Origin of the sequence: Streptomyces sp. NPDC007929, from assembly GCF_042959065.1 — a bacterium.
Taxonomy (GTDB): Bacteria; Actinomycetota; Actinomycetes; order Streptomycetales; family Streptomycetaceae; genus Streptomyces.
On the sequence record NZ_JBIBKD010000005.1, the window covers coordinates 384,847 to 403,258 of the forward strand.

The 18,412-nt window shown below is 72.1% G+C and carries 14 protein-coding genes and 1 pseudogene; 4 read left to right on the forward strand and 11 right to left on the reverse strand.

What is annotated here, in order from left to right:
• Positions 1 to 27 precede the first annotated feature (27 nt).
• From ACFZDE_RS19200 to ACFZDE_RS19230, 7 genes are all read right to left on the reverse strand, one after another.
• Positions 28 to 447, reverse strand: a complete 420-nt coding sequence (locus tag ACFZDE_RS19200) for a hypothetical protein (protein ID WP_391200915.1) — start codon at positions 445 to 447, stop codon at positions 28 to 30.
• Entirely contained in the window at positions 444 to 1,877 is a 1,434-nt protein-coding gene (locus ACFZDE_RS19205) for a hypothetical protein (protein WP_391200918.1), read from the reverse strand. The genes ACFZDE_RS19200 and ACFZDE_RS19205 overlap by 4 nt, the downstream gene beginning before the upstream one ends.
• Positions 1,874 to 3,175: an OmpA family protein gene (locus ACFZDE_RS19210; RefSeq protein WP_391200920.1), complete on the reverse strand. Its 1,302-nt coding sequence runs from the start codon at positions 3,173 to 3,175 to the stop codon at positions 1,874 to 1,876. Before ACFZDE_RS19210 ends, ACFZDE_RS19205 begins: the two co-directional genes overlap by 4 nt.
• Positions 3,172 to 4,077 (reverse strand): hypothetical protein, encoded by a 906-nt coding sequence (locus ACFZDE_RS19215; protein ID WP_391200923.1) that lies wholly within the window; start codon positions 4,075 to 4,077, stop codon positions 3,172 to 3,174. Before ACFZDE_RS19215 ends, ACFZDE_RS19210 begins: the two co-directional genes overlap by 4 nt.
• Before the next feature lie 99 nt (positions 4,078 to 4,176).
• Complete coding sequence (locus ACFZDE_RS19220) at positions 4,177 to 6,486, reverse strand: hypothetical protein (RefSeq protein WP_391200925.1); 2,310 nt, start codon at positions 6,484 to 6,486, stop codon at positions 4,177 to 4,179.
• Positions 6,483 to 7,106 (reverse strand): TIR domain-containing protein, encoded by a 624-nt coding sequence (locus ACFZDE_RS19225; protein ID WP_391200927.1) that lies wholly within the window; start codon positions 7,104 to 7,106, stop codon positions 6,483 to 6,485. The genes ACFZDE_RS19220 and ACFZDE_RS19225 overlap by 4 nt, the downstream gene beginning before the upstream one ends.
• Positions 7,107 to 7,378: 272 nt before the next feature.
• A complete protein-coding gene (locus tag ACFZDE_RS19230; protein ID WP_391200930.1) occupies positions 7,379 to 8,677 on the reverse strand; it encodes a helix-turn-helix domain-containing protein in 1,299 nt (432 codons plus the stop codon).
• Positions 8,678 to 8,837: 160 nt separating this feature from the next.
• Between ACFZDE_RS19230 and ACFZDE_RS19235 the strand changes: the two genes are divergently transcribed.
• Positions 8,838 to 10,679, forward strand: coding sequence for a thioredoxin-like domain-containing protein (locus tag ACFZDE_RS19235; RefSeq protein ID WP_391200933.1), 1,842 nt, complete (start codon positions 8,838 to 8,840; stop codon positions 10,677 to 10,679).
• A 12-nt stretch (positions 10,680 to 10,691) separates the two neighbouring features.
• On the opposite strand, the gene ACFZDE_RS19240 is transcribed toward ACFZDE_RS19235, so the two are convergent.
• From ACFZDE_RS19240 to ACFZDE_RS19255, 4 genes and pseudogenes are all read right to left on the reverse strand, one after another.
• Positions 10,692 to 10,943 carry a DUF6458 family protein gene (locus ACFZDE_RS19240; RefSeq protein ID WP_390998730.1) on the reverse strand — a complete coding sequence of 84 codons (252 nt, stop codon included), beginning with the start codon at positions 10,941 to 10,943 and terminating at the stop codon, positions 10,692 to 10,694.
• Positions 10,944 to 11,031: 88 nt separating this feature from the next.
• Positions 11,032 to 12,375, reverse strand: coding sequence for a M18 family aminopeptidase (locus ACFZDE_RS19245; protein ID WP_391200935.1), 1,344 nt, complete (start codon positions 12,373 to 12,375; stop codon positions 11,032 to 11,034).
• Positions 12,376 to 12,450: 75 nt separating this feature from the next.
• A complete protein-coding gene (locus ACFZDE_RS19250) occupies positions 12,451 to 14,277 on the reverse strand; it encodes an acyl-CoA dehydrogenase C-terminal domain-containing protein (protein ID WP_391200937.1) in 1,827 nt (608 codons plus the stop codon).
• Between the two features lie 134 nt (positions 14,278 to 14,411).
• Positions 14,412 to 15,224, reverse strand: a pseudogene (locus ACFZDE_RS19255) (intradiol ring-cleavage dioxygenase).
• Positions 15,225 to 15,346: 122 nt separating this feature from the next.
• On the opposite strand from ACFZDE_RS19255, the gene ACFZDE_RS19260 reads away from it, so the two are divergent.
• From ACFZDE_RS19260 to ACFZDE_RS19270, 3 genes are all read left to right on the forward strand, one after another.
• Positions 15,347 to 15,811, forward strand: coding sequence for an SseB family protein (locus ACFZDE_RS19260; protein WP_030846788.1), 465 nt, complete (start codon positions 15,347 to 15,349; stop codon positions 15,809 to 15,811).
• A 410-nt stretch (positions 15,812 to 16,221) separates the two neighbouring features.
• Complete coding sequence (locus ACFZDE_RS19265; protein ID WP_391200938.1) at positions 16,222 to 17,199, forward strand: pirin family protein; 978 nt, start codon at positions 16,222 to 16,224, stop codon at positions 17,197 to 17,199.
• An 85-nt stretch (positions 17,200 to 17,284) separates the two neighbouring features.
• On the forward strand, positions 17,285 to 18,352 hold the full coding sequence (locus ACFZDE_RS19270; RefSeq protein WP_391200940.1) for an AI-2E family transporter: 1,068 nt from the start codon (positions 17,285 to 17,287) through the stop codon (positions 18,350 to 18,352).
• Positions 18,353 to 18,412 lie beyond the last annotated feature (60 nt).

Genomic DNA, 18,412 nt, shown 5'->3' on the forward strand with positions numbered 1-18,412 from the left:
CCGGTTCCGGCGGCGGCCCGGTACGCCTCAGCCCAGGAAGACGAGGAGCAGACTGTTGGCGGCGGCCAGCACGCCGTAGCAGAACAGCATCGGCCGGGACAGCAGCACCGCGAACCGCGACACCGTCCCGCCGTAGCGCTCGGCGTCCATGGTGAACGGGGGCGGCGGGTCGTCCTGGTCGCTGACGACGCGCTCGTAGAGGGCCCGGAAGAGGCGCTCCTGGCGGAGGTAGTAGCCGTCGAGCAGCCAGAATCCGACGGCCAGGGCCAGGGCCACGGGGATCGTCGCGGCGCCCGGGCGGCGGTCCGCGACCGCGACGAGCACGCCGCTCAGCGTGATGCACCAGCCCTTGATCAGGAACGAGTTGTTGCCGAGGCGGGCGATCACGCTCTGGAGCAGTTCCAGGTGCTTGACGCGCTGTTCGTCGAGGTGCGGGCCACCGGTCATACGGCGGATGCCCCGTGCGTCCCCGGCGGGGTGCCGGGCGGGTCCTGCGCCGGCGGGGTGCCGGGCGGCTCGGTGTCCGGCAGCGAGAACTGCGCGTTCAGCTCCTCGACGGTGTCCTCCAGCCAGTTCTCCAGCAGGGTCGGGGCGTACCGGTCCAGCAGTCCGTCGCCGTGCTCCAGCAGCTCAAGACGCAGGCGGGGCAGGCCGGACCTGCCGTCGTCCCCGGCCCCGTCGTCCCTCGACGGGGCGTTGTCCGGGCGAGGGGGCCAGGTGTGGCCGCGCAGCGGCAGCTCCAGGGCGCCGGCGACCCCGCTGTCGGCCCGCTCCTCGACGATCGCGACACAGGCGTCGTCCACGGCACGGCGTGCGTCGGCCTCGGATTGCTCCAGGGCGGAGCGCAGCTCGTGCCAGGAGGCGCTGTGCGCGACGAGCCGCTGCCTCGCCTCGGACACGAGCCGCTCCGCGCTCTCCTCGGCGTCGGACGCGGTGCCCGAGGCGGACTTGTCGGCCTCGGCGTAGGGGTTGTGCGCAAGGATGGCCGTCGCCGCGGTGGCGAGGCCGAGCGAGACGATGAGGAAGACGGCCATCACCGTGCCGGCCGTGTCGAAGGCCAGCGGATTGCTCTGGCCCGTGCGCGTGTAGGCGGTCGTGGCGAGCAGGCCGATGAGCAGCAGGTTGGCGAGGACCGGAAGGGCCGGGGCGGACCAGGGCAGGCCGTCCGGCCGCCGGGTCTCGGTGCGTGCCCCGTCCAGCCGCAGCGCATGGCGCAGTGCGGGCCACGGAGCACGCAGCACCCGCTCGGTGCGGTGCGCGGCGCGCACCCGCAGCCGGAAGAGTGATCTCGCGAGCCAGCAGCTCAGCGCGAACTGGAGGGTGGACACCCCGAGCGCGACCAGGAACGACAGGGCGTAGACCACGGTCTGCCACAGGTCGCCGGGGCCGACGCTCAGGGCCTGTGCCGTGGCCTGACCGACGAAGGGCAGGTCGAACAGGGCACTCAGCCCCAGCATCATCCACTGGAGCCACGACCAGGGCCGCCGGCTGCGGCGCAGCCCCTCCGGCCCGTCCGCGGTGTGCCGGATCCGTACCGCGTGGACCCGGTCGCGGGCCTCGCCCGCGGTGCGGCCGACCGTGTAACGCTCCACGGCGTCGATCGCGGTGAGCGCCGACTGGAACGTCTCCACCAGTGTCGTGCCCAGCTCCCCGAGGCGCCGCTGGGCCTTGGCCAGGCCACCGTTGGCCTGAGTGAAGGCCCGCATCAGCACGGCGTGTTCCCGGCTGTCCACGGGGTCGGCCGGCCGTCCGGCGGGCCGGAGTCCGTCCGGGCCCACGAGGGGGAGGAACGACTTGGGGCAGGGTATCGGCGCCTCGCGTGCGCCCCCGTGCGAACCGTTGCTGCCGTTCACTTTCATGGCGGTGCCTCGCCTCACTTCCGGATGATCTCGATGTCGACGCGGCGGTCGCACTGCAACCGCTGCTCCCGGGTCATGTCCTCGGCGGGGCCGTCAGCGGACTCGGGGCAGCCCGGTGACCGGCCCCGGCCGTGCGCCGTCACGCGGGAGGCGGACACCCCGTGGTCGACGAGGACCTCCCGCACCGCGTCCGCACGCCCCTCGGACAGCGCGCGGTCGTTGCCCGAGCCGCCTCGGGGGTCGACGTAGCCGTTGACCACGACCCGGTCGAGGGAGGGGGTGGTGAGGATGGTCGCGGCGACGTCGGCGAGTGTCCGGACGGCCGCCGGCCGCACCCTCGGCGAGTCCGTGTCGAACAGGGCGGCGCCCGGCAACGTGATCGTCCGGGATCGGCTGCTGCCGTAGCGCACCACCGGCTCGCTCGGGGAACCCGGACGGGCCGGAGCGGGGGACTCCGCCATGACGGAGGCTTCCTCGGCGTCGCACGTGCCGCCGGCCCGCTCGCACAGCGTGGTCCACAGTTTGCGCAGCCAGACGCGCTGGGAGGTGTCCGCGGAGGGCTGGCCGCCCGCCGAGTGCCCCAGGCCCACGAACGTGACCTTCACCCCTTCCAGACGGGGGAGTTCGCTGAACTCCCCCCGCGCCGCGCACACCGAGACGATGGACCTGATGTCCTGGGCCGAGCCGAACCGTGCCCCCCGCAGGTCGGCGCAGCCCGTGGTGGACAGCCCGTCGGTGAGCACGAGCAGGTGCCGTTCGCCCTCGGCGCCGCTGAGCATCTCGGCCCCGGCCGTCAGCGCGGCGAGGACGTCGGTGCCCCCGTCCACGGGCCGCGTCCGCTGGGCCGTGGCGAGGTCGTCACGCAGACAGCCGTTCGCCGCCTGGCGGTTCAGCTCCTGGTTGCGCGGGTTGTCGTTGCTCTCCCGCCAGTCGCCGGGCCGCTCCTGCACGGTCCACACGACGTCCCCCGCGCTGCCGCCGAAGGTGCCGATGGAGACGGTCTCCCCCTGCTCGTCGTCCTCGTCGAGCAGTTCGTCGATGGTCTGCCCGTAGTCGGGCCCACGGGACCCGGCCTTCTTGACGTGCACGGACGCCGAACCGTCGACGAGGACGACGGTGCTCCCGGCCTCCGCGGTCGGCGCCTGGGTCTTCGTCCAGGCGCACCCGGCTCTGTCGTCCTCGTCCTCGCAGCCGGTGAGCACGGTCGCGGCCGTCAGGACGCCCAGCACGGCCATGGCGGCGGACAGCGCGCGGCCACGGCGGTACGGGGCCCGCCGCCGCTGCCGGGCGGCGCGCTCAGCGCGCGGGGCGCTCACCGGGCCGGCCCGTCGGGCGCGACGGCGTCCTCGATCCAGGACGACTCGCTGAGCCCCATCTCCCGGCGGAACGCGGCGATGGCCTTGTCGTAGGCGTCGGCGAACTCGAACAGCCCGGCCTCCTGGTGGGCGCCGCGCGCCCCCTCCAGCGTCGTGATCAGCGCGTCGACGCTCGTCCGGCGCTGCCTGCGCAGCCCCTCCATGACCTTGCGGAACTCCTGGTCGGCGAGCGTGGCCGCGAACGGGACCAGCAGACGCCGCTGGTGGGCGTCGAGTTCGCCGATCAGCTCCAGCTCGCTGATCACCTTCAGCCAGGCCTCGGTGAGCACCCGCGCCCGCTCCGCCCTGATCAGCCCCAGCCGCTGGGTCTCCCGCAGCGTCAGCTCGTCCAGGCGGTGCGGCAGTACGTGCTCGCGCAGGGCGGGGTCGACCCGGACCCGGACCGAGGGGGTGCACCGGATGAGGCCCTCGGTGTCGTCGAAGCACCAGTTGCCGTCGACGGACAGCTTCCTGTTGATCGCGCGCTCGGCGGCGACCGGGTCGGCCGGGTCGCAGTCACGGGCGGCCGACCAGCCGACCCGCAGCAGTTCCTCGCGCGCGGTCGCCTCGTGGTGCACGACGCGTTCCTTCAGCGTCTCGCGGGACATCGCCGAACTGCTCCACTGGAACGTCGGGATCACCTCGTAGGAGAAGACGTCGTCCCGCGCCGCCATGGACAGCGGGGTCTTCGGGGGCGGGGACTGCACGAAAACCTTCCTGCGGCGGGGCTGGGGAGCCGTCCCGTCCCCCTCGCCGGAGCCGGTGGTGTCCAGCTCCTCCTCGAAGGGGTCGTCGTACCGGTTCCGTCGCCAGGTGCGCCACGCCTCGCGCAGCGTGGCGAACAGGCCTTTGCGCCGTGCCATGTCGATCCTCCTGTGGGGCTGGTTGTTCCGGGGTGTCGTGTGCCGTGTGCGGCCGGTGCGGCCGGTGCGGCCGGGCGGAAGAGGCCGGTACGCCGGGGCTCACAGGCCTTTCAGGGCCTGGAGGAGCCGGGCCACCAGCGCCGCGTCCGGCAGCCGGCGTGCCCACCGGCGCAGGTGGAAGAGAGCGCGGCGGTCCTTGGGCGGCCAGATCCGGAGTGCGAACTTCTCCAGGAACAGGGCCAGGTCCTCGTCCTCGTCGGCCGCCACCAGCCAGTCGCACAGCAGGTGCCATGCCTGGCCGGAGTGGGCCGGGTCGATCAGCGCGCGCTGCCACAGCAGCAGGAGCGTCTCCTCGCGCCCGGGGGCCTCCATGACCTGGTGCGCGAGCGTCGGGCGGGACGGCAGCTCGGGCCCTGCGGCCAGGGGACCGAGGACCAGCAGGGTGCGGACCGCGTGGCGCGGCAGGTGGCCGTCGTCCGCGCGGATCCACCGGCCGAGCGTGTCGCCGACGGGCTCCGCGCCACCCTCGGCGAGGAACAGCGTCGCGGTCGAGTAGGCGACGGACGCGTAGAGGTCGAGCGCGGGCCGGCCGGCCAGATCCTGCAAGGCCCGCAAGGTGCCCGGCACGTCCTGGGTCCCCAGCTGCGTCCCGTAGGCCCGCGCGGCGCTGTCCTGGAGCTGCGCACGGGGACTGCCGGCCCAGTCCGCCACCTGACGCCCGACCTGGGCCGTCAGCCGGGGGTCGTCGTCGGCCATCGCCACGGACAGCGCCATGGCGGCGTACCGGCGGTCGCGCACCGACGGGCTGCGCGCCCAGTCCTTCACCACGTCGCGGTAGACACTGTCGAAGTCGTGCCGGAGCAGCTGGCCGACGATCACCGCGGCCCGTGTGCCGACCCGTTCCAGCCGGTCGTCGGCCAGGGCCCGCAGCCATGCGATCAGCGGTTCGCGCAGCCACCCGAATCCGTGCCAGATCACCTCGACGACCGCCGGCATCAGCTCCGGGTCCGCGAGCCGGGCCCGGCGCGGGTTGTCGGACCGGTGGGCGCCGGACTCGGCGGCGATGCCCATGCCGGGCGCGACCAGCCGGTCCAGGTCGAGTTCGAACACGGGGCGCGCGGGCGCCGACTCGCGGTACTCGGCGCGCAGCATCTCGGCGCTGAGCCGTGTGCCCATCCGCAGGACGTCGGACAGCGGCAGGTCGTATCCGAGGACGTACGAGATCCGCACGGCCTGGTGGTGCGTCTCGGCCTCCGAGGCGGCCGGTGCTTCCTCGCTCTCCTGCGGCTCCGACAGCTTCAGGAACCGTCTCGCGAGGCTCCGTAGATCCTCCTGAGGGGCGTTGAGCAGGTCCTCCAGGGCGTCCCCGGTGTCGTGCAGGCAGGCTGCGATGTCCTGGGCGAAGGACGTGATCCGGTCGACCCTGCGGGCGGCGTCGAGTCTGCCGGCCACCCGTGGATCGTCCAGCACCCTGTCCGCGAAGACGCGGATCCGTGCCCGGTCGCAGCGGTCGCGCGCCGTGCACCCGGCGCGGTGCTCTTCGAGCACGGACCGCAGGTGCGCGTCCAGCACCGGCCGCGGCTCGGGCCGTTGGTGCCGCACGGCGTAGGGGGCGGGGAGATCGTCGTCGGTCCGGGTGGCGTCGACGATCAGTACGACGTACGCCTTCCGCTCCCGGGCGAGCAGGCTGAGCGCTCTGAGTGTGCTCCGTCCGGGCCGCCGGGTGCCCAGACCGACCAGGACGCCTTCCCCGGGCTTGAGGCAGCGGCGGGCCTGGGCGACCAGGGCCTGCAACGGGTCGGTGTCGGCACTGTGCAGGACGACGACGTGTTCGCTGCCGCACCGGTCCGCCAGCAGGAAGGTGCCGGTCCCCTCCCGTCCGCTGCCCGCCGTCCCGAACAGGGCGACGAGGTGGTGCTCGCGCAGCGTTTCGGCCATGCGGTCCTGCTGCGGGACCGGGTGGTGCAGCCGGTGCTGCCGTGCCGTCCCGGTGGCGTCGAGGCGTATGCGCTGGAGTTCGGCGTCCTTGGCCGTGCCGACGTTCAGCGTGTAGGCGTTGCCGCCGAAGGACATGGCGTTGTTGAACGCCTCGTTGAAGGCGGCGGAGGACACCGTCTCGGCCCGGTGGCGGTCCTCCGTGTCACGCGCCCGCGGCCGGGGCCCGGCGTCGTCCGGCGAGGAGCCGTCCTGCTCGCCGGGTGCCTCGTCGGCCCGGGCGTCGTCGGCCCGGTCCTCGCGGGCCGGGTCGTCGTCCGGGCCGGGGCCGGCCGCCTCGCCGGAGTCCGACGGGGCGGCGGCCTCCGGTGCGGGCGGCTCCTCGTGGCCGGGCGGCGGGGCGTCCGGTACCGGCTCGTGGGCGGGCCCCGGGTCCGGGACGCCGGACGCGGGGACGTCGTCACTCGTGCTCATGGGCGTGCCTCGTCGTCTTCGTCGGGGTCGGAGTTGTAGGTCTTCGCCGTGTTGCCGCTGCCACCGAAGTTCGCCGAGCCGTGGTCGAAGCGGTCGATGTGGTACGTCGCTCCGCCGCCGTCGCCCTGGGGCCGGCGCGGGCGCCGGCGGCGCAGGTCGGGCACCGCCTTGTGGATGGCGTCGAGCAGTGGCGGGAAGTCGATGTGTTCCTGGTGCGGCCGGAAGAACTCCCCCTGCTTGGTGCTCAGGTCCCGGATGTCGTCCGGGAGTTCGGCCGCGTCCGGCACCTTCGCGCCGTCGACCCGGACCGGCATGACCTTGATGCCCAAGGCGAGGGCCAGCGCGATCTCCTTGCGGACCCAGTCCTCGGGGTTGTCGATGCAGCGGCGGTCGTTGCCGTCCGTCACCGTCGCCCAGCGGTGACCCATGACCGCGAGCAGGAGGTCGCACTTGCGCAGGGCGCCTTTGATCTCGTCGGGAAAGTGAGCGCCCTTCTCGATCGAGCGCTGGTCCCGGAACACCGCCTCGTCGCCGAACTCCTTCCGGAGCATGGTGTCCAGGTGCGGACCGGTCGTATCGGTGTCGGCACGACGGAAGTTGATGAAGATACGGGGAGCCATGCTGTTCCTCGCTTCATGGGAGGGCCGCGCCCCCCGGTGGGTCCCGGGTGGGCTGGGCGGATGCCGGGAGTCGTGGGCTCCGCGGACGGTTCGGGCAGCGGCCGTGGCAGCAGTGGCGGCGCTGGGTGAATCCGACGTTTTCAGCCGCCGTAAGGGCGGTCAACGCGTTGCCTGTTGACACTTCCGGTGCCAACAGGACACAGGCGACCGGGGCGGTCGTCGGCGTCCGCCCGGGTTGCTGTCGCGGTCCGGGCGCGGTGGGGCGGTGGCTCTCAGCCCGTCCGGTCCCCGCGCAGGCTCGCGGTGATGACCGGCAGGAGGTCGCGGACGGCGGGATGTTTCCGCCGGGTGGCGAGCGACGACCTCAGTTGCCGCAAGTCGGCCCGTACGGTGGCGGAGTCGGTGGTCTGTACGTCCTGTGCGACGGACCGGGCCACCGCGCACGCCCGCTCGACCTCGTCGGCGTCCGCGAGGGCGAGGGCGAGCCGGGCGCCGTGACGGGCACGGGCCCGCAGGGCGTGCGGGGCGATGGTGTCCTGGCCCGCGTCGAGCAGGGCGACGGCGGCCTCGGATTCGCCGAGTTCACGCAGGCACCAGGCCGCGACGAAGGCGGCGAGGTCGGGGAGGTGGGTGCTGCCCAGGGCGGGGGTGTCGTCCGTCTGCGGCCGGGCAGCCGCCACGAGTTCGGCGCCGCGGTCCAGGGCGCGCCGGCACTGTGTCTCGCTGCCCATGAGCGCGTACCCCTGGGCCTCGCGCTGTGCGGCCAGTTCCCTGGTCCGCAGGCCGCGTGCCTGCCGCCCGGCCGCCTCCGCGAGGTCCACGGTGGTCTGCGCGTCTCCCTGGTAGAGGGCGAGTTCGGCCCGGCGCAGCAGCGTGTACGCGGCCATCTCGTGATCACCGCACGAGGCGGCGAGGCGGGCCGCCTGCTCGGTCCACCAGCGCGCGGCCCGGTCGTCGCCCGCCTCCTGCCACATCCAGCCCGTGTACTCGGCGAAGCGCGCGGCGAGCCGAAGCACGGCGGCGCGGCTCGCCGGAGCGGCGCTGTGGGCGAGGCCGCGTAACGCCCCGGTGGCCGTGCTGCTCAGCGGGATCACCAGGGCGGGGCCGGAGCACTGGCCGAGTCGGCGGTACTCGTCGAACACGGCGTGGAACACGGGGAGCGACGCCTGCACGGAGACCGCTTCCCGGGCGCCCGGCACGACGGCCCAGTGCGCCATGGCGGCGGAGGCGTGACCGTCGGCGAGGGCCTCGGGGTCGCAGGCCGTGAAGGTGCTCTCGCCGTCGGCGGAGACACTCAGCGACCAGGGCACGCCGTCGCCGCCGCGCGAGGCGGGGTGCTCCTTCCGCTTGCGTGCCGCGGCGGGCAGCAGGGCCAGGAGCCGGCCGTCGGCGTGCAGTTTGGCGTCGCAGGCGCGGGCGAGTTCGACGCTGGGCTTGCGGAGGCCTCGCTCGACCTTGCTCAGATGAGACCTCGTCGCATGGACGAGCCGTGCCATGTCGGTCAGCGACTTCCCGGACTCGTTCCTACGCCGGCGCAGTTCCTCACCGAACGTCGGGGCCTGTGATGACATGGTGGCTCCCCCGCCTCGTGCCGATCGACGCGCTCGAGTTTGACACATCTTGCAGCAAGATCATCTATTTAATGCAGATATGCAAAAACCAGTCGCTCGCGCGTTCTATGTCTTAAATCTCCGTTCGAATACTCGCGATGTCTCCAGGCATCCTGGACCCATGAGCAACGAGGAAAGGCCCGCACCCCGGCGCGCCCGCGTCCGTGCCCCCGAGCTGACCGGCAAGGGTGGCTGGCTGAACACCGGTGGGCAGCCCTGTACCCTCGCCGACCTGCGGGGACGCATCGTCGTTCTGGACTTCTGGACGTTCTGCTGCGTGAACTGTCTGCACGTCCTCGACGAGCTGCGCGAGCTGGAGGAGAAGCACCGGGACACGGTCGTGGTCATCGGGGTGCACTCGCCGAAGTTCGTGCACGAGGCGGAGCACCGGGCGGTCGTCGACGCCGTGGAGCGGTACGGCGTGGAGCACCCCGTGCTGGACGACCCCGAGCTCGCCACCTGGAAGCAGTACGCCGTGCGGGCCTGGCCGACGCTGGTCGTGATCGACCCCGAGGGGTACGTCGTCGCACAGCACGCCGGTGAGGGGCATGTGCACGCCATCGAGCGGCTGGTCGGGGAGCTGGAGGCCGAGCACTCGGCGAAGGGGACGCTGCGGCGGGGCGACGGGCCGTACGTGGCGCCCGAGCCGGAGCCGACCGTGCTGCGGTTCCCGGGCAAGGCGCTGCCGCTGCCGTCGGGGACCTTCCTGGTGAGCGACACCACCCGGCATCAGCTGGTCGAACTCGCCGAGGACGGCGAGAGCGTGGTGCGCCGGATCGGGTCGGGGGAGCGCGGCTTCACCGACGGGAGCGGTGACACCGCCGCCTTCAGCGAACCGCAGGGCCTCGCCCTGCTGGACGACGGCTCCGTCGTCGTCGCCGACACCGTCAATCACGCCCTGCGGCGGCTGGACCTCGCCACCGGTGAGGTCACCACCCTCGCGGGCACGGGCCGGCAGTGGTGGCGGGGCTCACCCACCTCGGGCCCGGCCCGCGAGGTGGACCTGTCCTCCCCCTGGGACGTCGCCTGGTGGCAGGGCAGGGTCTGGATCGCCATGGCCGGTGTCCACCAGCTGTGGGCGTACGACCCGCGGGACGGAACGGTCGAGGTCACGGCCGGGACGACCAACGAGGGGCTCGTCGACGGGCCGGCCGAAGAGGCCTGGTTCGCGCAGCCGTCCGGGCTGGCCGCCACGCCCGAGCGGCTCTGGCTCGCCGACTCGGAGACGTCCGCCCTGCGCTGGGTCGAGCCGGACGGCTCCGTGCACACCGCCGTCGGCACCGGCCTGTTCGACTTCGGCCACCGTGACGGCCCCGCCGAACAGGCCCTGCTCCAGCACCCGCTGGGCGTCACCGCGCTGCCGGACGGCTCGGTCGCGGTCAGCGACACCTACAACCACGCCCTGCGGCGCTACGACCCGGCGACCGGCGAGGTGACGACCCTCGCCACGGACCTGCGTGAACCCAGCGACGCGGTGCTCGCCGGCGACGACATCGTGGTCGTCGAGTCGGCCCGCCACCGCCTGACGCGGCTGCGGCTGCCGGAGGAGGCGGTGCGGGTCGCCGGGGTCGCTCACCGCTCCCGGCGGGAAGCGACCGAAGTAGCGCCCGGGCGCCTGGAGTTGGACGTGATCTTCCAGGCCCCGGCGGGCCAGAAGCTGGACACCCGGTACGGCCCCTCGACCCGTCTGCTCGTCTCCTCCACCCCGCCGGAGCTGCTGCGCGGCGGCGAGGGCGCGGGGACGGACCTCTCCCGCGCCCTCGAACTCGACCCCGCCGTACCGGAGGGTGTGCTGCACGTGTCCGCGATGGCCGCCTCCTGCGACGACGACCCGGACAACGCCTACCCGGCCTGCCATGTCCACCAGCAGGACTGGGGTGTGCCCGTCCGTCTCACCGCAGCGGGGACGGACCGGCTTGGGCTGGTGCTGGCCGGGATGGACGTGGCCCCCGGCGAGGCCTGAGAACCCCGGGCGTCACACCCCGTACCCGTCGCTGTAGCCGTCCCGGCGGTGGACCGCCGGGTCCTCGACGACACCGGGCGTCGTCGGGGGCACCACCACGCGGCGGCGCCGCGCGATGCTGCTGAACGTGGTGACGCCGATCAGTCCGACGATCATCAGGATGATGCCGACGAGGTCGAGGTTGACCCCCTGCATGTCCCAGTCGGTCGCGAACGTGAGGATGGCTCCCACGGCGATGAGGATGATGCATCCGCCGAGGCCCATGTGTGTCGCCTCCCTGTACGGTCCGGTCGTTCCGGTCCCGGAACACCGGGTACCCCCGAGGGGAACACCCATGCGGTGACGGCCCGTTCTACCTCCCCAGGAACGCCGTGAGAGCGTTCGCGAGGAGGAACGGGTCGTCGGCGCCGCACAGTTCGCGCACGCTGTGCATCGACAGGATGGCCACGCCGATGTCGACGGTCTTGATGCCGTGCCGCGCGGCGGTGATCGGGCCGATCGTGGTGCCGCAGGGCATGGAGTTGCTGGAGACGAACGACTGGAAGGGCACGTCCGCCGCCTCGCAGGCCGCCGTGAACTCCGCCCGGCCCGAACCGTCCGTGGCGTAGCGGTTGTTGACGTTGACCTTGAGGATCGGGCCGCCGTTGACGCGCGGGTGGTGCGTCGGGTCGTGCCGCTCGGCGTAGTTGGGGTGGACGGCGTGGCCGGTGTCGGAGGACAGGCAGACCGTGCCGGCGAAGGCGCGGGCACGGTCCTCGTAGGAGCCGCCGCGGGCGAACACCGAGCGCTCCAGCACGGTGCCGAGCAGCGGGCCGTCGGCGCCGGTGTCCGACTGGGAGCCGTTCTCCTCGTGGTCGAAGGCGGCCAGGACCGGGATGGAGGCCGGCTGCGAGGAGGAGGAGGAGGCGACGGACGCGAGGGCCGCGGTGCCGGCGTGCACCGACAGCAGGTTGTCCATGCGCGGCCCGGCCAGCAGTTCGCGGTCGCGGCCCAGGTAGGCGGGCGGTTCCACCGAGTGCGTCATCAGGTCCCAGCCGGTGACCTCGCCCGCGGGGATGCCGGCCGTCTCCTCCAGGAAGGCGATCAGATCGCCGTCGCGGACGTCGCGGCCGAGGCCCCAGACCGGCTGCATGTGCCGCTGCTTGTCGAGCTTGAGGCCGTCGGCCGTCACCGAGCGGTCGAGGTGGATGGCGAGCTGCGGGACGCGCAGCAACGGCCGGTCCACGTTCACCAGGCGCGTCGAGCCGTCGCGCAGGGTCAGCCGGCCGGCGATGCCGAGGTCGCGGTCGAGCCAGGAGTTGAGCAGCGGTCCGCCGTAGATCTCCACGGCCACCTGGCGCCAGCCGTGCGCCCCGGTGTCGGGGAGCGGCTTGACGCGCAGGTTGGGGGAGTCGGTGTGGGCACCGACGATCCGGAACGGCGTGTGGGGTGCCGCGCCCTCCGGCACGTACCAGGCGACGATCGCGCCGCCGCGCAGCACGTACCTGCCGCCGCTCCCCGCGGCGGAACCCGCTGATGTCGCCGCGTCCCAGGCGTCCGTCTCGGCGACCTGCCTGAAGCCGGCCTTCTCCAGGCGCTCGGCGGCCGTGGCCACGGCGTGGTACGGCGTGGGGCTCGCCGCCAGGAAGGTCATGAGGTCGTCGGTGTGGCCGCGGTCGAAAGAGGCGGTCCGAGACAGGCGGGCTGGTTCGGTCATGGGTAAACCTTAACGACGGACGAGGGCCCGTTCCCGGCGTAGGGGAACAGGCCCTCGAACAGCGGACGTGATGATCTAGAACGCGGCCTCGTCCAGCTCCATCAGGTCCAGCTCGACGCCCTCGGCGACCTTGCGGGCCAGGGTGACGCCCGGCAGGACGTTGGCGGCGAAGAACTTCGCGGCGGCGATCTTGCCGGTGTAGAAGGACACATCCTTGGCGGAGGCCGTCTCCAGCTTCTCGGCGGCGACGGCCGCGCCCTTGAGCAGCAGGTAGCCGACGACGACGTCACCGGAGGCCATCAGCAGGCGGGTGGTGTTGAGGCCCACCTTGTAGATGTTCTTGACGTCCTGCTCGGTGGCGGCGAGGTCGGTGAGCATCAGGCCGACGATGGCCTCCAGCTCGACCGCGGCCTTGGCGAGGTGCTCGCGGGCACCGGCCAGCTCCTCGCCGCCCTCACCGAGTGCCAGGAACTTCTTGATGTCCTCGGCGAGGGAGTTCAGCGCGGCGCCCTGGTTGCGGACGATCTTCCGGAAGAAGAAGTCCTGGCCCTGGATGGCCGTGGTGCCCTCGTAGAGGGTGTCGATCTTGGAGTCCCGGATGTACTGCTCGATCGGGTACTCCTGGAGGAAGCCGGAGCCGCCGAAGGTCTGCAGGGACTGCGCGAGCTGCTCGTAGCCCTTCTCGGAGCCGTAGCCCTTGACGATGGGCAGCAGCAGGTCGTTCAGGGCCTCCAGGGCGGAGATGTCCTCGCCCGCGGCCTCCTTGAGCTGGATCTCGTCCTGCACGGAGGCGGTGTAGAGCACGAGGGCGCGCATGCCCTCCGCGTACGCCTTCTGCGTCATGAGCGAGCGGCGGACGTCGGGGTGGTGGGTGATGGTGACCTTGGGCGCGGTCTTGTCCATGAAGTTCGCCAGGTCGGGGCCCTGGACGCGCTCCTTGGCGTACTCCAGCGCGTTGAGGTAGCCCGTCGACAGCGTGGAGATCGCCTTCGTGCCGACCATCATGCGGGCGAACTCGATGATGCGGAACATCTGGCGGATGCCGTCGTGCTTGTCGCCGATCAGCCAGCCCTTGGCGGGGTGCTGGTCGCCGAAGGTCATCTCGCAGGTGTTGGAGGCCTTCAGGCCCATCTTGTGCTCGACGTTGGTGGCGTAGACGCCGTTGCGCTCGCCCAGCTCGCCGGTCTCGAAGTCGAAGAGGTACTTCGGGACGAGGAAGAGGGACAGGCCCTTGGTGCCGGGGCCGGCGCCCTCGGGGCGGGCCAGCACGTAGTGGAGGATGTTCTCCGACATGTCGTGCTCACCGGAGGTGATGAAGCGCTTCACGCCCTCGATGTGCCAGGAGCCGTCCTCCTGCTGCACGGCCTTGGTGCGGCCGGCGCCCACGTCGGAGCCCGCGTCGGGCTCGGTGAGCACCATCGTGGAGCCCCACTGCTTCTCCGTGGCGACCTTGGCTATGTGCTTCTGGACCTCGTTGCCCTCCTCGAAGAGGATGCCGGCGAACGCCGGGCCCGAGGAGTACATCCACACGGCCGGGTTGGCGCCCAGGATCAGCTCGGCGTAGGCCCAGATCAGGGAGCGGGGCGAGGTCGTGCCGCCGATCTCCTCGGGCAGGCCGAGGCGCCAGTACTCGGAGTCCATGAAGGCCTGGTAGCTCTTCTTGAAGGAGGCGGGGACCGGCGCGGTGTTGGTCTCCGGGTCGAAGACCGGCGGGTTGCGGTCGGCGTCGATGAAGGATTCCGCCAGGTCGTTCTCCGAGAGGCGGGTCATCTCCTCCAGGATGCTCTTCGCGGTCTCGGCGTCCATCTCAGCGAACGGACCGGTGCCGTACACCTTGTCCCGCCCGAGTACCTCGAAGAGGTTGAACTCGATGTCGCGGAGATTCGACTTGTAGTGCCCCATGGCGACGGCTCCCGGCTCCGTAGAGAGATCGGCGAGGCACTGGATCCTCGCGCTAGTTCACGTACCAACAAGTAGCTACGATGATGCTACCCGTCGGTAATAAGAAGCAACCCCGATCCGTCATCTGTGACAGGTCACACCGGAACGGTCAGTGCCGCGGTGTAGCCGTCCCCCGTGCTCCCCTTCATCGCCGCGAGTTGGTGTGCGTGGCCGTCGCGGAAGATCCCGTCGTCCTCCAGGGAGAGTTCGCCGAGGTTGCGCACGCTCGCCGCGTAGCCGTCCGTGGCGTAGACGGTCTCGCAGACGTCCTCGGGGAAGGCGAGCTGCGAGGTGTTCGTGATCGACGTGGCCGCGGTGGCGTCGGCCAGGCTGCCGTAGACCTCGAAGTGGACGTGCGGCCAGCGGCCCGGGTAGCAGCCGGGGAAGACGCTCCGGAAGGTGACCCGGCCCTTCTCGTCCGTCTCCTGCACGCCCCGCAGGTAGTTCTCGTCGGTGACGCCCTCGGAGTACAGGGAGTAGGCGCCCTCCCGGTCGCACTGCCAGACTTAGACGGCGGCGCCCTTCTTCGGCGTCCCGCAGCCGGAGGCCGCGTCCACCACCGTGAGCGTGATCGTCAGGGGGACGCCCTCGGCCGTGCCGCCCGCGGAGTCGCCGAAGCTGCGGGTGATGTCGCTGCGGACGACCCCGCTCTGCTTGAGGACGTTCACACCGTTCGAGCCGTCGCCGGGGAAGGGTCCGGCCGTCTCCTCGGGGATCTCCGCGCACCCCGCGGACGAGGAGGAGGGGGCCGCCGGAGTCTCCCCCTCCGAGGTGCAGCCCACCAGCGGGAGCAGGCTCGCGCCCGCCATCAGCCGGATCATCCGCCGGCGGGCGAGGACGGGAAGGTCGTGGGAGAGGCCCCCGCCGTGCTCGGGCGGCCCCTGTCCCTCGTCATGGCGTGCGTTCATGCCACGACGCTACGAGCGCGGACCGCGGCGATCCATGGACCGGGCGCTGTCGACTCGCTGTCGGTTTGCCGGGACCGCCGTACCGGCCCGCCCGCCCGTCCGCTCTCGGTACGCTTACGCCCATGTACGGCTACGACCAGACAGCGGGCCCGCAAGGGCAGTACGCCCCTCCGCAGCAGCCGATGTCCGGCGGGTACGGGCAGCAGCCGCCGCTGTACCCCGAGCCGTCCCCGCCCTCCCTCACGGACGCGGTGCGCGCCTTCACCACCGGGCAGATGGCCGCCGAGGACTTCCAGCAGGTCTTCGCCACGTCGAAGGTCTACTGCCCGCGCGGCGACAACCCCGGTTTCCTGGCCCTGCACAACACCCAGCAGCCGGTGATCCCGATGTTCAGCACGCTCAAGGAGCTGCGCCGGTACGCGGGCAAGGAGTCCAAGTACTTCGTGATCACCGGCGCCGAGGTGCTGGACCTGCTGCCGACCGGCTACGGCTTCGTCCTCGACATGGAGGGCGAGCACCGCATGGTGTTCGACGCCAAGGCCGTGGAGCAGATGGTCGAGTTCGCGATGCGGCGGATGTACGGCTAGACGCCATTGCCGCGCGGACGGCGGCTGAGCCAGGGCCGAAGTCACGGGCGGCTGATCCAAGGCCGTAGGTAGTCAGTGGTGTCTGAGCCAAGGCCGTAGTCACTGCCACTGGCGGCTGGGGCCGGGCCGTCGCATCTTCGGCGGGCGCCGTGCCAGGCCGTCCAGGACGCCCCCGGGCCGTAGGCGAACGTGTCGTCGCGCAGCTTCGCGGGGTCGGAGGTCCGCGATCTGAGCTGCCCGGATGTCGAGGGCCGTCACCCCGCTGCGGGGTGACGGCCTTCCGCCACGCCCGTCTCCCGTGGTTCGCTGCGCCGTCCCCCACGTCGGGAATGCCCTCCCGGATTTCTTCGTTAGGGGTGGCGGAAAGTTCAACGCTCAACTAAAATGGGCGTACACGAGGAGGAACCGACATGCCTGCAGTGACCGTCGAGAACCCGTTGACGCTGCCCCGCGTGACCGCGTCTGCCGAGGCCGTGGCACGTCCCGTGCTCGCCGTCACGACCGCTCCGAGCGGTTTCGAGGGCGAGGGCTTCCCGGTGCGCCGGGCGTTCGCGGGGATCAACTACCGCCATCTCGACCCGTTCATCATGATGGACCAGATGGGCGAGGTGGAGTACGCGCCGGGTGAGCCCAAGGGCACGCCCTGGCACCCGCACCGCGGCTTCGAGACCGTCACCTACATCATCGACGGCATCTTCGACCACCAGGACAGCCAGGGCGGTGGCGGCACCATCACCAACGGCGACACCCAGTGGATGACGGCCGGCTCGGGCCTGCTGCACATCGAGGCGCCGCCGGAACACCTCGTCATGTCAGGCGGGCTCTTCCACGGCCTCCAGCTGTGGGTGAACCTCCCGGCCAAGGACAAGATGATGCCCCCGCGCTACCAGGACATCCGCGGCGGCAACGTCCAGCTGCTGACCACGCCCGACGGCGGCGCGCTGCTCCGGGTGATCGCCGGTGAGCTGGACGGGCACGCCGGTCCCGGCATCACCCACACGCCGATCACGATGATCCACGCGACGGTGGCGCCCGGTGCGGAGGTCACGCTGCCGTGGCGGGAGGACTTCAACGGGCTGGCGTACGTGCTGGCGGGCAAGGGCGCGGTCGGTGCCGAGCGCCGTCCGGTCCACATGGGCCAGACCGCGGTCTTCGGCGCCGGTGGCTCGCTGACCGTCCGCGCTGACGAGAAGCAGGACTCCCACACCCCGGACCTGGAGGTCGTCCTGCTCGGCGGGCAGCCGATCCGCGAGCCGATGGCCCACTACGGTCCGTTCGTCATGAACACCAAGGACGAACTCATGCAGGCCTTCGAGGACTTCCAGAAGGGCCGCCTGGGCACGGTTCCGGCGGTGCACGGCATGACCGCGGGCGGTCCGCAGGACTGATGCCGCGCCGGGGCTGCTGACGCCCCGTCACCCTGGCGGGTCTCCCTGACGGGACGGCCCGCCCGGGGCGTGGTCGGGTGGGGATGTGCAGGCCCCCACCCCGCTCCTTCCCGTCTCCGTCCGGCGGTTCGCCGCCTGGTGCGCCGTGCTGCTGCTCGCCGCCGGGGTCGTCTACGTCGGGATCCGGCTCGTCGTGGAGTTCCGGACCGCCGTCGTGCCCGTACTGCTCGCCCTGCTCGGGACGGCGCTGCTCGGGCCGCTGCACCGGCGGCTCGTCAAGGCCGGGGTGCACCGGTCGGTCGCGGCCGGGCTCACCTGTGTCGCGGTGGCCGCCGTGGTCGGCGGAGCCGTGTACATCGTGGTCGCCGCGCTCATCGACACCGGCGACGAGATCGTCACCTCGCTCAAACAGGCCGCTCGCGGCATCTCCGCGCACTTCGGCGCGGCCGGCACCTCGCTGGACGACCTCGCTTCCAACGCCCGTGAACTGCTGGGCAAGTTCGGCGGTACGGCGGCCTCCGGCGTGATCAGCGGCGTCAGCGTCGTCGGCGAGTCCATCGCGATGGCCGTCCTCGCGCTGCTGCTCGTCTTCTTCTTCCTGCGCGACTCCGACAAGGCGGCCGGGACGCTGCGCTCGCTGTCGCCCCGGGGCGCCGCCGACACCCTGGAGGCCATGGCGCGGCGGGCGCTGAGGGCCGTCGAGGGGTTCATGCGCGGCACCACCCTCATCGCCCTCATCGACGCGCTGCTCATCACCGTGGGCCTGCTCGTCCTCGACGTGCCCGGCGCTGCCGGACTGGGCGCCCTGGTCTTCGTCGGGGCGTACATCCCCTACCTGGGTGCCTTCATCTCGGGCGCCCTGGCCGTCCTGGTCGCCCTCGCCGACCGCGGGTTCGTCATCGCGCTCTGGGCGCTCGGTGTGGTCCTGGCCGTGCAGGTGCTGGAGGGGCACGTCCTCCAGCCGATGATCCAGAGCCGGACCGTGCAGATGCACCCGGCGGTGGTGATGGTGACGATCACGGCCGGGGCCTCCGTCGCCGGGGTGCTCGGCATGCTCCTCGCGGTCCCCCTCACCGCGGCGGCCTTCGGCATCATCCAGGAACTGCGCACGCGCTACGCCGACGAGAAGCCGTCGCCGTCCGGTGAGGCGTGACCGCTACGGCGACCAGGAACCACCGTCGTCCGGTGAGGCGTGATCGCTACGGCGACCAGG